The sequence below is a fragment of the Mycolicibacillus koreensis genome (assembly GCF_002104795.1).
In the GTDB taxonomy this organism is placed as follows: Bacteria; Actinomycetota; Actinomycetes; order Mycobacteriales; family Mycobacteriaceae; genus Mycobacterium; species Mycobacterium koreense.
Genome location: NZ_NCXO01000017.1, coordinates 1 through 14,954 on the forward strand (window position 1 = coordinate 1; position 14,954 = coordinate 14,954).

General features: G+C 66.4%; 13 protein-coding genes. 2 read left to right on the forward strand and 11 right to left on the reverse strand.

Annotation, left to right across the window (positions count from 1 at the left end; genetic code table 11):
• Positions 1 to 219: 219 nt before the first annotated feature.
• From B8W67_RS09365 to B8W67_RS09410, 10 genes are all read right to left on the reverse strand, one after another.
• On the reverse strand, positions 220 to 1,137 hold the full coding sequence (locus B8W67_RS09365) for an MlaD family protein (RefSeq protein WP_085303653.1): 918 nt from the start codon (positions 1,135 to 1,137) through the stop codon (positions 220 to 222).
• Entirely contained in the window at positions 1,134 to 2,240 is a 1,107-nt protein-coding gene (locus B8W67_RS09370) for an MlaD family protein (RefSeq protein ID WP_069391866.1), read from the reverse strand. Before B8W67_RS09370 ends, B8W67_RS09365 begins: the two co-directional genes overlap by 4 nt.
• Before the next feature lie 32 nt (positions 2,241 to 2,272).
• Positions 2,273 to 3,391: an MCE family protein gene (locus tag B8W67_RS09375; protein WP_069391865.1), complete on the reverse strand. Its 1,119-nt coding sequence runs from the start codon at positions 3,389 to 3,391 to the stop codon at positions 2,273 to 2,275.
• On the reverse strand, positions 3,388 to 4,437 hold the full coding sequence (locus tag B8W67_RS09380; RefSeq protein ID WP_069391864.1) for an MCE family protein: 1,050 nt from the start codon (positions 4,435 to 4,437) through the stop codon (positions 3,388 to 3,390). The genes B8W67_RS09375 and B8W67_RS09380 overlap by 4 nt, the downstream gene beginning before the upstream one ends.
• A gap of 17 nt (positions 4,438 to 4,454) precedes the next feature.
• Positions 4,455 to 5,531 (reverse strand): MlaD family protein, encoded by a 1,077-nt coding sequence (locus tag B8W67_RS09385; protein WP_084228671.1) that lies wholly within the window; start codon positions 5,529 to 5,531, stop codon positions 4,455 to 4,457.
• Positions 5,528 to 7,033: an MlaD family protein gene (locus B8W67_RS09390; protein WP_085303655.1), complete on the reverse strand. Its 1,506-nt coding sequence runs from the start codon at positions 7,031 to 7,033 to the stop codon at positions 5,528 to 5,530. The genes B8W67_RS09385 and B8W67_RS09390 overlap by 4 nt, the downstream gene beginning before the upstream one ends.
• A gap of 20 nt (positions 7,034 to 7,053) precedes the next feature.
• A complete protein-coding gene (locus B8W67_RS09395) occupies positions 7,054 to 7,911 on the reverse strand; it encodes an ABC transporter permease (protein WP_069391862.1) in 858 nt (285 codons plus the stop codon).
• Between the two features lie 2 nt (positions 7,912 to 7,913).
• Positions 7,914 to 8,765 carry an MlaE family ABC transporter permease gene (locus B8W67_RS09400; RefSeq protein WP_234806714.1) on the reverse strand — a complete coding sequence of 284 codons (852 nt, stop codon included), beginning with the start codon at positions 8,763 to 8,765 and terminating at the stop codon, positions 7,914 to 7,916.
• Positions 8,766 to 9,112: 347 nt separating this feature from the next.
• The gene (locus B8W67_RS09405) at positions 9,113 to 9,982 is read right to left on the reverse strand and encodes a metal-dependent hydrolase (protein ID WP_069391861.1); all 870 of its coding nucleotides are present in this window, start codon (positions 9,980 to 9,982) and stop codon (positions 9,113 to 9,115) included.
• Between the two features lie 37 nt (positions 9,983 to 10,019).
• Positions 10,020 to 10,907, reverse strand: a complete 888-nt coding sequence (locus tag B8W67_RS09410; protein ID WP_085303657.1) for a metal-dependent hydrolase — start codon at positions 10,905 to 10,907, stop codon at positions 10,020 to 10,022.
• A 373-nt stretch (positions 10,908 to 11,280) separates the two neighbouring features.
• On the opposite strand from B8W67_RS09410, the gene B8W67_RS09415 reads away from it, so the two are divergent.
• Positions 11,281 to 12,129, forward strand: a complete 849-nt coding sequence (locus tag B8W67_RS09415) for an SDR family NAD(P)-dependent oxidoreductase (protein ID WP_069391859.1) — start codon at positions 11,281 to 11,283, stop codon at positions 12,127 to 12,129.
• Between the two features lie 31 nt (positions 12,130 to 12,160).
• Here the strand turns inward: B8W67_RS09415 and B8W67_RS09420 are convergent, their stop codons facing one another.
• On the reverse strand, positions 12,161 to 12,832 hold the full coding sequence (locus B8W67_RS09420) for a hypothetical protein (RefSeq protein ID WP_372507459.1): 672 nt from the start codon (positions 12,830 to 12,832) through the stop codon (positions 12,161 to 12,163).
• 291 nt (positions 12,833 to 13,123) lie between these two features.
• Here B8W67_RS09420 and B8W67_RS09425 point away from each other — a divergent pair, with 291 nt between their 5' ends.
• Positions 13,124 to 14,938: an SDR family oxidoreductase gene (locus B8W67_RS09425; RefSeq protein ID WP_085303659.1), complete on the forward strand. Its 1,815-nt coding sequence runs from the start codon at positions 13,124 to 13,126 to the stop codon at positions 14,936 to 14,938.
• Positions 14,939 to 14,954: the final 16 nt, after the last annotated feature.

Sequence of the window (14,954 nt, forward strand, 5' to 3'; positions counted from 1 at the left end):
GGGACGGGGGGCATTGCGCGCACCGCGGATCAACACCGAGGGGTCGGGGTTGTCGCAGTAGGTGTACAGATAGGGTTCGGGGAAGTCCGCCTGGGTGGGTGGATGGCGCGGCAGGTTGTAATCGCAGGCGTACCGCGGGTACGCCTGGCCGATGCCCCAGATCCCGCCGTCGTGCATGATCGAGGAGATCCGGTCGATCAGGGGGCCGTGGTCGGGCCGTCAGAGATTTTCCAGCGCCGGAATCCGTTGATACAGCAGCTGGGAGACGCTGGTGAGGTTGCCCAGCAGTTGCACCACGTTCTCCCGGTTGGTGGCGATGAATTCGTCGATCAGCGCCAGCTGTCCGTTGCCCCGGTCGACCAGGGTGCGAAAGCCCGGGTCCATTCTGTTGACGCCGGCGAGAATGCCCTGCAGGTTCATCGACGTGCGCAGCAGGCCGGGGCTGACATCGGCGAAGGTGGTCAGCACCGTCTGGCTGGTGCGCAGCAGGCTGACGGTCTCCGGCAGCACACCGGCGAGGGTGCTGGCCAAAAACGAGGCGCCGTCGAAGATGGCCGCCAGTTTCTCCGGGGCCGCAGGACTCACCCGCAACTCACTGAAGAGGGCATTGAGCTTGTCGGTGTCGAGTTGGGCCAGTGCACCGCGGCTGTCGTCGATGATCTGCGGCAACGACACCGTGATCGAGGTCTGCTCCTTGTCGATCACCGACCCGTTGGTCAGAAATGGGCCACCGCCGTGACCGGGGCGGAAATCGAGGAACTGCTCCCCGGCGGCGGAAAGTCCGGAGACGTGCACCGGACTGTCGAGAGGGATACGCACATCGGATTTGATGGCCGTGACCGCCTCGACCCCGTCCTCGGTGAGGTTGATCGCGGTGATACGCCCGACCGGTATGCCCCGCACCGTCACATCCTGGTTGGCCAGCAACCCCCCGGACTGCTCCAATTGAATACGCACGGCCATCGTCGTGGCCACCGGGTTGATGCCCAAAGCGCCGACGGCCACGTAGGAGAACGTCACCAGCAGCAGCGCGACCAGCCCGATCCCCGAGACGAGCAAACGTCGACGGACCACGAAACGCACCGTGTCGACGAGCAGTCGTGCGCCGCGTTCGGCGATCGACACCCGCGCGCTCATCGGCCGGCCCCGTAGATGTTGTTGAGCAAGACATTCCACTCGTAGCGCAGGCTGCCGATCATCTGATGCCAGTCGGTGCCGTCGGTCCAGTGGAACCCGGGGTCGCCCGGGTAGTTCAGGTCCGGCCACGGGGCCAGCGTCAGTTTGGACACCACGGTCCGCGCGTGCCCGGCGGTGGAGTTGGTGGTTTTGATCAGGATGCCCAGCAGCCGGTTGAACGCGTACAGCGACAGCTCGGGGTCCAGGGCGATGTCGTTGACCACCGCCGAGAGCGTGTTGAGGTCCGCGGTGAGACTGCGGGTGTCGGTACCCGCGATCGACGGGAAGCGGGCCAACTGGTCGCTGATGTGGCCGACCCGATTGGCCAGATCGGTGATCTGGGTGGTGTTGTCGGCGATGACCGCCATCGCCGGTGCGGCGTTGGCCAGCGAGTCGGCGAGAGTGTCGCGGCGCGCCGCCATGGCGGCGGCCATCTGCGAGGTGTTGCGCAGCGCGGTGTCGAGCTGCTCCGATCGTGCCGTCAGCCGCGACAACAGGGTTCGGGTCTGCTCCAGCAGGGTCTGCACCTTCTCGCCGCGCCCACCGAGTGCCTTGCCCGCGCCGTTGGTCGTTTTGACCAGGTAACCGATCGTGCCGCCGTTGACCAGCATGGCCATCGAGTTGAGCAGTTCCTCGACGGTGGGGGCCGCTGCGGTGAAGTCGCGGCCGATCACGTCGCCGTCGTGCAGTCGGGCGGCGTCGGCGGGCTGATCGGCGTCGGGACGGATCTGGACGAACACATCGCCGAGCAGTGTGGCCGAACGCAACTCGGCGGTCGCCCCGTCATACAGCGGCACATCCGAGCGGATCCGCATGGTGACCTCTGCTGTGAAGTTGCGGGCTCGGATCTCGTCGACCTCGCCGATGTCGGCGCCGAACAATTTCACCTTCGCCTTGGTCGGAAGATTCAACGCGTTGGAGAAGACCGCGGTCAGCCGGTAACTCGGTCCGGTGGCGCCGGGGGCGGGCAGCGGCACATTGTCAAGGCCGGCGGCGCAGCCGGCCAGCAACACCGCCAGCCCGGTCGCCAACGCGCCGTGTGCGATCCGGCGCAGCCGTCGCATGCCCGCTCCTTTGCGTCCACAGCTACTCGAGGTCATGGTGTACCGCTGATCCCGTTCTGCATCAGATCGAGCATCTCGGTCATCCCGAAATCCGGCCCGTAGTCCTGCAGCGTCCCGGTGGCGCAGCCGAGTTGTTTGAGCCCCATCAAGTTGCACATCTCCTTGGCGAGCTGGCCGTTCATGATCACCTTGTCGACCAGCAGATGCACCCGCATGCTGCCGGCGACCGGGTCCATGATGTTGTAGAGGTTGTCGACGGTCATCGGTGCCACATCGAGGAATTCGGCGAGTTCGCGGCGGAAGTCGACCAGCGTCGCAGTGATGTCATCGGCGTTGCCCAGCGCGTCGTGCAAGGCGTCGCGGCGGTCGTTGAGCAGCCGGGTCGCCTGGTCGAGGACCTGGTTGAGTTTGGCGCCGGTGGTTCCCGAGCCGAGATCCTCCTCGGCGAGGATGTCACTGAGCTGACGCAGGTTGGAACCGAAGTCGCGGATCTGGGCGTCGTTGTCACTGGCGGATTGCGCCAGTTCGGCGACGGCGGTGACGATGTTCTGGATGCTCTCCTTGCTCTGCGCGCCTTTGTCCGCGCCGACCCGCAGCGCCTGAGACAGCTTGTCGAGGGTGGTTTTGATCTGCTCACCGTTGCCGGCGGTCACCGCCGACCCGAGGTTGACCAAATCGCCCAGCGGGCCCTGCCCCTTGTCGTCGCCGTGCAGTGCCTTACCGAGCTTGTCGACCATCGATAACGTGCGGCCGAACTCCACCGGGGTGTGGGTGCGTTTCGGGCCGATCACGTCACCGTTCTTCAGCGTCGCCCCACCCCGATACGGCGGGGTCAGTTCGACATGACGGTCGGTGAGAATCGAATTCGACACCGTCACCGCATGGGCGTCGGCCGGGATGTCCACGTCACGGTCGATGGACAGGGTCACCGTGACATGGCCGTCCTCGGCGCGGATGTCATCGACCTTGCCGACCTGCATGCCCAGCACCGACACGCCGTTGCCCTCGTAGAGGCCGACGACATCGTCGAAATAGGCGGTGACCGTGATGTGGCGGTCCACCACCTTCGGCACCAACACCAACGCGGCGACCACCGCGGCCGCGGTCGCGCCGACCGCGGCGGTCACCAGGATCCGCATCCGCCGGCTCATCCGCAGTCCTTGAAGTATTCGACCAGGTTGAACTGGGTGGCGCGCCCGGAGATCGCGCACATCCACGAGTCGATGAACGGCCCGGCCGGAGCGTTGAGTTCGATGGCGTTGCCGGTTCCGGTGGCGTTGGCCAGGTTGCGCACCGTGATCGGTGCGGCCTGCAGGATGCTGCGCAACAGCGCGTCGTGGTCGTGCATCATCGTGGTGAATTCGCTCAGGTTGTCGATCAGGGCACGGATTTCGGGGTCGTCATCGAGGATCGTCTGCGCCCGGTCCACCAGGGTGGTGGCGCTGGAAAACAGTCGCTGTACCGCTTCGCGGCGGGTGGTGATCTCGGTGAGAAGGTCGCGTCCCTGCAACACGAGCACCCCGAGGTCGGCTTTCTGGTTACGCAGCATCGCGGTCAAGCTGTCGGCGTTGGTGAGCAGGGTGCCGATCTGGCCGCGCCGGTCGGCCATGATGTCCGCCAAGGACTGCAGGTTGTCCAGCGCCTCCGGGAGTGCCTCGGGCAAGCCCTGCAGGGTGCGGTTCATCGTCGTCACCGATTCGACGACCTGCTCGGCGTCGAGCGGTTCGAAGGTGCTGGTGGCGCCGGCGAGGGTCTTCTGCAGATCGTAGGGGACCTCGGTGTTGGCCAGTCGGATGGTGCGGTCGGCCAACCCGTCGGTGCCGACCGGAGTGAGCTCCAGATACCGGGAGCCCAGGATGGTGGTGAGTTTGATTGCGGCACGGCTGTGTTGACCGACGTGGATCCCGTTACGCGCGGTGAACGTCACCACGACGTGGTCGCCGGCGAGCCGCACTCCCTCGACGGTGCCGACCTGGATGCCGGCGACGGTGACCTGGTTGCCCTTGCTGATCTGGGCGGCTTGGGCGAACTCGGCGTGGTAGCGGGTTGTGCCGACGTTGAGGTTTCCGTAGAGCACCACCGCGGCCAGTACGACGGCGATGACGACCAAACCGACCGAGCCAAGCCAGATCTGGTTGTAGGACTCCAGGGGGCGGGTGTGATGACGGATCCGAGCCATCAGGGACTTCGGCAACATCAGCGGTCTGGGCCTCCTCATCGGCACATCGGGGTGTGGAGGGCCTCGGTGTCGTCGCCGGGTGTGGCGGCGGCGACGAAGGCGCGGAACCAGAAGAACAACCCGCGCCACAGGGTGAAATCGATGTCGCACGGGTAGCCGCTGAGGTAGGCGCCCTCTTGGAAAATCCGGGAGATCCCCTTGAGCAGCAACGGCAGATTGGCGGCCATGTAGGCGAACCGTTCCCGCCCGTCGTGCAGACCGTAGTCGAGGAACCCGGGTTTGCGGGCGATGAACTCCTGCACGTTGGGGGTGATCGCGTCGACGATGGTGGCCAGCCGGCCCACCGTCGCATTGATCGAGCCCACCGAGCTGACCAGTTCGTCGCGCCGCCCGGACAGTTCGGCCATCACCTGGCGAGATTGTTCGATCATGGTCTGCAGCTGGGTGTTCTGCTCGGCCAGGCTGGTCATCAACAGGTTCAGATTGCCGATCAGGTCGCCGAGCACCTGGTCGGGTCCGGCCAACGTCTCGGCGAGCATCGAGGCCTGGGTGGTCAACACCAGCACCGAGGTGGAATCGCCTTGGAAAGCCTGGATCAGCGCGTCGGTGAGGTTGTCGACTTGCTCCGGATCCAGCTCGGTGAACAGCGGCTCGAACCCGTTGAACATGTAGGAGATGTCGAACGACGGGTTGGTGTTCGCCACCGGGATGTTGCCCCGGTCGGGCAGCACGGTCGGCGGGCCCGCTTCGTCGGCGCCGGCGGACAGCCCGAGATAGCGCTGCCCGATGACGTTCTGATAGGTCACCGACGCCAACGTGTTGCTGTAGAGCACCTGGTCGGCGAGCACCCGAAACGTCACGGTGGCCATCGGTGTCTCACCGGGGGCGGTCGGCTCGTCGAGGTCGATGCGGTCCACCCGGCCGACCCGGACCCCGGCCACCCGCACGTCGTCGCCGGGCGCCATGCCCAGCACGTCGGTGAACGTGGCGGTGTAGGTCTTGGTGGGCCCGGCGATCTCGCGTTGCAAGGTGGCGTAGACCATCCAGGTCATCGCCACCGCCAGCACCGTGAACAACGACAGCCCGATCAGCGATTTGCGATAGCGCCTCACCGTTCACCTCCGGTGTCGGACACCAGGTGCACGGTCATCCCGCGGGTGATCTGGCCCAATAGCAGCTGGGTGGCCACGCTGACCGGCGCCCCGGTGATCCGGGAGAGTTGGGCGGCCTCGGCCTCGCTGCCCACCGGACCGACGTTGCCGCCGATGATCAATGAGGCCGGCGCCGCTGCGCCCGGTGGCGGCGGAGGTGGCGGGAACGGCGGTGACCCGTCGGGAAGCTGTGCTGAACCCGGCGCCAGCGGGGGCAGCACACCCGGAGGCGGCGGCGGGGCCGGCGGGCCCTGCGGGTCGTCGGGCATCGAGTGCCGCGGTGGGGTCAGGTTGGGGCGGTTCTCGGTGACGTAGGGCGGCACCGACGCATCCACCGAATCCAGCGACGGATACAGGTCCGGGGCGGTCGGGGTCTCCGGGGCGGTCTGGCAACTCGGCCCCTCCAACTCGCCGTAGCGAGGGCAGTCGGCACGCACATAGGTGCGGCTGGGGGTCAACGCGACCGCCGCCTTGAGAATAAGCATGTTGCCTTCCGGATCCCAGGCCTCGTCGTAGAACTTGTTGGCCAGGACCTGCAGGCGGTTGGAGACTCCGTGGAACTCGTCGGAGTGTTCGGCGAGCACACCCAGCGTCGGGGTCAGCTCGTTGCTGATCGTGATGATCCTGTCGGCTTGGTTGTCCAACGCCCCGCCGATGATGCCGGTGGTGTTCAGCCCGCCGGCCAGAAACCCGGTGATGGCACTGCGTTTCTCGGCCAGGGTGCGCATCGGGCCGATCGATTCGTCCAACGCGTCGAACAAATCCGGGGCGGCGTCGCGCAGCCCGGCGGCGGCGTCGGTGAGCGCGGCCAGCGTCGACGGCCCGGTGGCATCCGGGCTCACCACGGTGTTCAACTGGGTCAACACCTCGATCAGGTCGTGGCCGGCGTCGGTGAGCTGGTTGCCGCGACCGTGGGTGGCCTCACCCAGCGCGGCGAACACCCCGACGGTCTGACCGTCGGGTTTGCGGCCGACCGCGGCCAAAAGCTCGCGCAACTTGGCCAACACGTTCTGGAACAGCACAGTCGGCAGCGTGTCGTCTTCGCGCACCAGCGAACCGGTGTGCAGGCTGTCGGGGGAGGGGCCGTTGTCGACCAATTGCACTGCCGAGACCGCGAACACGTTCGTCGGGATCACCCGGGCGGTCACGGTGTTCGGGATGCGGGCGGCGTAGGCGGGTTTGAGGTCGACATGGACGAGGTTGGGGTCGCCGTGGCGCGACGGAGTGACATCGGAGACCGAACCGACGAGAACGTCGCGGAACTTCACATCCGAACGGGCCGGCAGCCCGTCGCCGATATTGACCAGCTCGACGGTGATCCGCACCAGATTGTCGAAGCGGCCCTTGGATTTCGCCACCATCGCCACCGAAGCCAACGCTGCGACCACGATGAAACAGGTGCCGACCACGATCAGGCGCGGCAGCGACGGGCTGCGGGGGTTGACGTCGAAGGGGTTCGGCATAGGTGTCTCCGGTGATCGCGCTACCCGCCGAACCTGGCGCCGGATTCCACGCCCCACAACGCCATCGTCAACAACATGTTCACGATGATCACCACGGTCACGCTCGAACGCATCGCCCGCCCGGCGGCCACGCCCACCCCGGCGGGCCCGCCGCTGGCGAAAAATCCGTAGTAGCACTGGATCGTCGAGGAGATGAACACGAACACCACCGCCTTGATGGTGGCGAACACCACGTCGCGGCTGTTGATGAACAGCGAGAAGTAGTGCAGATAGGACCCGGTCGACTGCCCCGCGGTGATACTCACCAGCTCGCAGGCCAGATACGCCAACGCCAGCGCGGTCAAAAACAGCGGCACCGCCGCGATCACCGACGCGATGACCCGGGTGGTGACCAGGTAGGGCACCGGGTTGATCGCCAACGCGTCCATGGCGTCGACCTCTTCGTTGATGCGCATCGCGCCCAGTTGCGCGGTGAACCGGCAGCCGGCCTGGGCGATGAACGCCATCGCGATCATGATCGGCGCGAGCTCGCGGGTGGTGGCGAACGACGAGATCAGGCCCGTGGCCGGCCCGAGGCCCAACAGGTTCAGCGCGTTGTAGCCTTCCACGGCCACCAGCGCCCCGGCGGTGATACCGAGTACCGCGGCGACGTTGACGGTGCCGCCGCCGACGACGATCGAGCCGTTGCCCCAAGAGATGTCGGAGAGCAGGCGCTGCATCTCGCGGCGGTAATAGCGCAGCATCACCGGCAGCGACGTCAGGACCTGGACGAAGAAGTACACCATATGGCCGGATTTACCGACCGACTCGCCGACCGCGTAGGCGCCGGCGCGCACCGACCGGTAGCCGGGGATCTGATAGGTGCTCGGAGTCGCCATGGCTATAACGTCTGCCTCGGGAAGACGATGACGTAGAGCTGGCTCATCACCACGTTGACGATCATCAACAGCAGCACCGATTCGACGACGGCGGCGTTGACCGAGTTCGCCACACCCGCCGGACCGCCGCGGGTGTCCAGGCCCTTGTGGCAGGCGATGGTGGCCACGATCACCGCGAACACCACCGCCTTGACCAACGCCAGCATCAGGTCCCCGACGGTGGCGAACGACGCGAACGTCGCAATGAACGAACCCGGGGTGCCGTCTTGCATGTAGACGTTGAACAGGTAGCCGGCGATGTAACCGACGAAGCTGGTCACCCCCGTGAGCAGCACCCCGATCAGGATCAGGGCGGCCAGTCGCGGCACCACCATGCGCCGCAGCGGCGAGATGCCCATCACCTCCATCGCCTCGATCTCCTCGCGCATCGTGCGCGAGCCCAGGTCGGCGCAGACCGCCGAACCGACCGCGGTCGCCAACAGCAGTGAGGCGACCAGGGGGGCTCCTTGGCGGATCACCACCAACCCGGTAGCCGCACCGGAGAGCGAGGTGGCGCCGACCTGCCCGGCCAGCAGGGAGAACTGGATGGACAGCGTCACCCCGATCGGGATGGTCACCAGCACCGTCGGGGCGAACGCGGTGGCCGCCATGAACGCCGCCTGTTCGATGAACTCGCCGAGTTGGAAACGGCCACGGAACAGGTCGTAGAACAGGTACTGGACCGCCCGGATCCCCATCACCATCTGCCCGCCGAGGGTGCGCAGGGCGGTCAACGGATGGTTGAGCACGTAGCGCCGGCTCCAGTCGACGATCTCGCCGATCGCCGAGCGGCCACCGGCTCCAGTGGTCGTCAACGGGTGCTCCTCGCGGTGGTGCCGTTGGCTGCCGACGAGGCGCACCGTACGCGTGGAACAACTGTCATCGGCGGCGTTCTTCCTGGTCGCGCATGGATTTGGTTAAGTGACTGACTCGTCATTCGTCCTACGTGGTGACCGGAACCTTAGCTTGTGCCTGGTGTCGAGGGTGGCGAATCGGGGAACATGATCCGTCCGCTGTTCGGCTCGGCCCGCACGGAGATCAGACGCTCATGCCCCGGAGCCGCGAACCCGGCGTAGAACGACGGTGCCCGCGACCGGAGTGGTCGCGGGCACCGTCGCATTGGGGCTCCGAGCGTGGCGAGGGTTTCTTCCTCGCGGTCACACTATTTCAAATGGTCGACGAGAACACCCCGCTCACCGAAGAGTTTCTGCTGCCATTCGTCCAACAGGGCGGTCGTGTCCATGTCGTCGGGGTGAAAGCCACGCCGCATGTACTTGCGCAGGTCCGGTAGTAGGCCCTTGAGCAGCGGCCCGCGGAACACCCCGATGGTCTCCCGCAGCACCCGGATCGGGCGCCATCCGCTCGGGTCGGTCGCGATCGACAGCAACACCGCGACGATCAGGAACGGGAACATCACGGTGTACAGGACGGCCATCACCCCGATGCGGATCCATTCTGGCCCGCCCACGGCGCGGTAGACGTCGAACGCCACCGACTTGTGCTCCAACTCCTCCATCGCGTGCCAATTCAGCAGGTTACGCACCTCGGAGGTCATCGGGATCGCTTGAAACTCGTCGCTGAATACCCGCTCGGCGACCGTTGCCGTGTAATGCTCGGCGGCAGCGGTGAACGCCAGGTGCACGGAGGCGGGCAGCAGATTCTGGCCGCCCTCCCAGGCCTTCTGCCGTTTGCTGTCAGGGCCGAACGTGAGGAGACGAACGAGCGGATAGCCCTTTTCGATCAGTTGGTCGTTGAGGTGGCGGTGTTCCTGGCCGTGCACCGCTTCCTGGCCTATGAACCCCGCCACCCGCTTCTTCAGCGCCGGGTCGGTGATCTGATCGGAGAAGCGGCGCACCGACCGGATGAACCCCTCTTCGCCGGGCGGGAATCCACCGGACAGCAGTGCGGCCAGATGGCTCATGACGATGTTGTCTTCGACGAAATGGCGCTTGATCGGCTCGGGCTTCCCGAAGGGGAACCGGATCCGCCGCACCTTCGGGTACGCACTGGTCGGTGCGGGTTGAGCGGTCATGGGTTTGTTCCTCTCGAGCGGGAGTTTGTGCGTGCGGTCATTTGAGGTGATCGACCAGCTGGCCGTCGGTGCCGAAAAGCTCCGCCTGCCATCGCTCCAGCAAGTCGTCGGTGTCGATGTCATCGGGGTGGAAGCCCGGTTTCAGATACCGCGCCAACTCGCCCATGATGCCGCGGAATACCGGCCCCCGCGCCAGCGAGTAGGCCTCACGGATCAGTCGCACCGGTTGCCGCCGCGCGACCGGATCCTGCGCCAACGAGGCGGCCAACGACAGCAGGCTGACCGGCAGTGTCAAGACGTAGAGGGCCGCCATCACGGCGATCCGCATGGTCTCGGTGCCGCCAACCGCGCGGTAGGCGTCGAAGGCGACCGACTTGTGCTCGAGTTCCTCCAGCACGTGCCAGTTGAGCAGGTTCCAGAATTCCGGTTCGCCGGGAATGCGCTGGATCTCGTCGCTGGACAGGACTCGTTCGGCCAGTACCGCAGTGTAATGCTCGGCGGCCGCGGTCATCGCCAGGTGCACCCGGGCCGGCAGGCGCGTCTCGGCGCGAATCTGGCGGTCTTTTAGCGTCTCGGAATCCCACCACCCGATCGGGTAGCCCTTCTCGATCAGTTTCTCGTTGAGGCGACGATGCTCCTGGCCGTGCATGGCCTCTTGGCCGATGAACCCGACCACCCTTTTCTTGAGCACCGGATCGCTGATGTCGTCGGCGAACCGGCGCACCGACCGGATGAACGATTCTTCGCCGGGCGGGAACGCTCCGGACAACCCCGCGACGAAGTGGCTGAACACGATGTCGTCGTTGACGAAATATTTGCCGTAGGAGTCGTCGTCGCCGAACCCGAACCGGATCCGCCGGACTTTGGGGTAGCTGCGACCCCGCGCGGCGCGGAGGGGCCGCTGCGTCGTGTCCTGGTCAACCATCAGGGGGCTCCATTTCCCAAACTTTGAGTATCAAGTACTGGATGTACGGCTAACGTTGGTCACGTTACCTGCGCCGGCAGGCGTTGCCAAGGGCACTGGAGTTCCGGACTGATTTATCAGTCCGGCAATCGCGCCCACTTGAGCCCGGCCATGCCGGGTCGCCGACCAGGCATGGCCGCCGATCGGCTCGGCGCGTGTCTAAATAATCGGACTGATGCGTCACTCTGTAAGGCTCTGCCGGTGATCCACAGGGTAGGGTGACCCGGATCGGCGACTGCGGACGCCGTGATGGGCAGAATCCCAACGGGTGTCGGGGGCCGCCGACGGCCTCGGCGCGTAACCCGATGTTCTGATCAGGAAGGCACACCACGCGATGAAGAACTTCACTGACAAGGTCGCCGTGATCACCGGCGCAGGCTCGGGTATCGGCCGCAGCCTGGCGGTCAAACTCGCCGAGCGCGGCGCTCGGTTGGCGCTCTCCGACATCGACACCGCCGCGGTTGCCGAGACCGCCGAGCGGTGCGAAAGGCTGGGAGCGCAGGCGGTCTCATTCGGCCTGGACGTGGCGGACCGCCCTGCGGTCTACGCCCACTCCGACGAGGTCATGGACCGCTTCGGCCAGGTCAACCTGGTGTTCAACAATGCCGGGGTGGCGTTGGGCGCGGATGTCATCGACATGGAGTGGGACGACTTCGAATGGTTGATGGGGATCAACTTCTGGGGTGTCACCTACGGAACCAAGGCATTCCTGCCGCATCTGATCGCGTCCGGAGACGGGCACATCGTCAACGTGTCGTCGGTGTTCGGACTGATGGGCATTCCGTCCCAAAGCGCTTACAACTCCGCGAAGTTCGCGGTGCGCGGCTTCACCGAGGCGCTGCGCCAGGAGATGCGGGCTGCGAAGTATCCGGTCGGGGTCACCTGTGTGCATCCCGGCGGCATCAAGACGAACATCGCGGTCAACGCTCGTGGGGTGCCCGCTGACGCCGATCGTGAGCAGATCCGCAAAGGCTTCGATCTGATCGCGATCACCCGAGCGGACTCGGCGGCGCGGATCATCCTGCGCGGGGTGGAGAAGAACAAGCCACGGGTGCTGATCGGGCCGGATGCGCGGGTCTTCGACGCGATCCCTCGGGTGATCGGACCACGCTACGAAGACATCGGCGCCCCGCTGTACCGGTTAGGCCGTGGCGTGGCGGGTAGGTTCGGCATCGAGATGTGATTGCGGGCCCTGTCTTCCGGGCTGCGCATGGTCACTGGCCCGGGCGGGGCCAGGGCCGTATCGAGATCCGTTGGGCGCCCGGCCAGATCGCGTTCGCAGCCGGGGATGCGCAGAAGGTGTCTTCGGCCTGGTAGACGTCCATGCCGACCGCGTGCAGGCCGTCTTCCTGGTGGGCGCGGCAGCTCACGGTGAGAACCCGGCCGGTCTCCTGGTCAACTTGTTCTGCCGCGATTGTCAACACCACGACCAGGGTGAACCCAGCACGGGTCGGCAGGTAAAAGGTCAGATCGCGGCTGGTCAGTGCCCCGGCGTTGCTGACGACATAGCCGTCCCCGCTGGGATAGACCGCTTGCCCGACCATTTGGGTGCGTTCGAAATGGTTGCCGTCGCCATCGGCCCGCCACACCGAGAACCGGGTGTTGGGGCTGCCGTTGGAGGAGTAGCGGTCCATCGGGATGATCACCTCGTTGCGGCCGTCGCCGTCGAGGTCCTGCAGGCCGACCGGGCCGGGGCTCGACGGCTGCAGCATTTCGTTGATCGTCTGCACCACCTCCCCGGCGCCGTCGGTGACGACGACTTTGACCGCGCGCGGCTGCTCACCGGGATCCGGCGCCCAGTACGTGACGTCGAGGGAGAGATTCGCCCGATCGCCGGTACCGGCCCGGCAGTCGTTGTGCGGCCCGGTCGCCTCCGGGTTGAGCATCACCGCGGTGCTCGGACAGGGCGGCAGCGCCGCGTCGGCGCCGGCGGCGGGGGCGGCCAGGTGCGCGACCGTGACCGCGGCGGCGACGAGGATGCCGCACCTTCCCGGGAACCGGCGGGTCGGCGGGGTCCCTCGCCGTTGGCCGGTCGATTCGGCTGTTCTCGGTGCTGACCGCGATTCCGACACGTGAGCCACTCCCGACGGTTGTTGGCAGAGATATTGACATCCTGTGACAGTCGGTACACGATACCGGTTGTCCGTTGTGAATCCACACACAATCGATGGAGTCATATGGGAACCACGCCGACCGCCTCGACCACGCAGTCTGACACCGAAACCGGTGCCGCACCGGTGATCGAGCGAACCGTGCACAACGGCGACATCGAGATCGCCGTCTACGAGCAGGGCAACCCCGACGGCGAGACCGTGGTGCTGTTGCACGGGTGGCCCGACTCCCACCACATGTGGGGCAATGTCGTGCCGCTGCTGGCCGAGCGGTTCCGGGTAGTGACTGTCGACAACCGCGGCCACGGTCGATCGACAAACCCGAAAAGCTACCGCGACTTCGCGCTCGAGGCCCTGGTCGGGGATTACCGCGCGGTCATCGATGAGGTCAGCCCGGATAAGCCGGTCCACGTGTTGGCCCACGACTGGGGCAGCGTTGCCATGTGGGAGCTGGTTTGCGATGCGGCCCACCAGCACCGGGTGGCGTCGTTCACGTCGGTCTCCGGACCGAGCACCGCGCACCTGGCGATGTGGGCGCGCAGCCGGCTGCGCCGTCCCACACCGAAGAACCTGGCACTGGTGTTGGCCCAGGTGGGTTCGCTGAGCTACATGTTCACCCTGATGGTTCCGGTGGTGCCGAAGCTCGCGCTCCGGCTGGCGGCCACGCCGGACCGGTGGCGCCGGCAGCTGGCCCGGCGTGAAGGGGCCGGCGAAGACCGGATTCTGCTCGGCCCGACCTTTCAGCAGGACATCGGCAACGGGCTGCGCATCTACCGCGCCACCGTGATGTCGCTGCGCACGCTGGTTTCCCGTCGGGAGCGGTTCACCCGGGTGCCTGTCCAGGTGATTGTGGGAACCCGGGACCCGGCGGTCCGCCGGTCGGGTTACGACGACGAACCGAAATGGGCGCCGCGGGTGTGGCGGAGAATCGTGCGCGGTGGGCACTGGCTGGCATTCTCACATCCGGAGTTGCTGGCCACCGCGACGACCGAACTGATCGATGCGCTCGCCGGCAACACGCCGGCTCGGGGGTTGCGCCGCGCCGAGATGGGCACACCACTCAAGCCCTTCGAGCATCAGCTGATGGTCATCACCGGGGCCGGCAGCGGAATCGGCCGGCAGACCGCGCTCGCGTTCGCGCGCGACGGCGCCGAGGTGGTGCTCTCCGATACCAACCTGGCCTCCGCCAAGGAGACCGCCGCTCTGATAGCCGAGGCCGGTGGCACCGCGCACCCTTACCAGGTGGACGTTGCCGACGAGGCGGCGGTCACCGCGCACGCCGCCGAGGTGATGCAGCGCCATGGAGTGCCCGACATCTTGATCAACAACGCCGGGATCGGCCAAGCCGGGCGGTTTCTGGCTACCCCGCCCGAGGATTTCAAGCGGGTCCTCGACATCAACCTCTACGGGGTGGTGTACGGCTGTCGTGCGTTCGGCCCGGCGATGGCGGAGCGTGGGCTGGGTGGGCACATCGTGAACCTGTCCAGCATGGCCGCCTACACCCCCGCCCAGGGGCTGAGCGCCTACGCCACCAGCAAATCGGCGGTATTCATGTTCTCCGACTGTTTGCGCGCCGAGTTGGCGTCCTCCGGGGTCGGGGTGAGCACGATCTGCCCCGGGGTGGTGCACACCAACATCGTGCGGTCCACCGTGGTCTCCGGGCTCTCCGATGAGGCGGCCGCCAAGAAGCTCGCGCAGGTCGACCGGGCCTACCGGCTGCGCCATTACGGTCCGCAGAAGGTGGCCAAGCAGATCGTCAAGGCGGTCCGGGCTGACAAGGACGTCGTCCCGGTAACTGTGGAGGCGCGGGCGCAGTATCTGATGAGCCGACTGGCGCCGGGGGTCGGGCGCTACGGCGCCAAAACGACCAGCCTCGGGTAAGCGTACTTTCGGTACT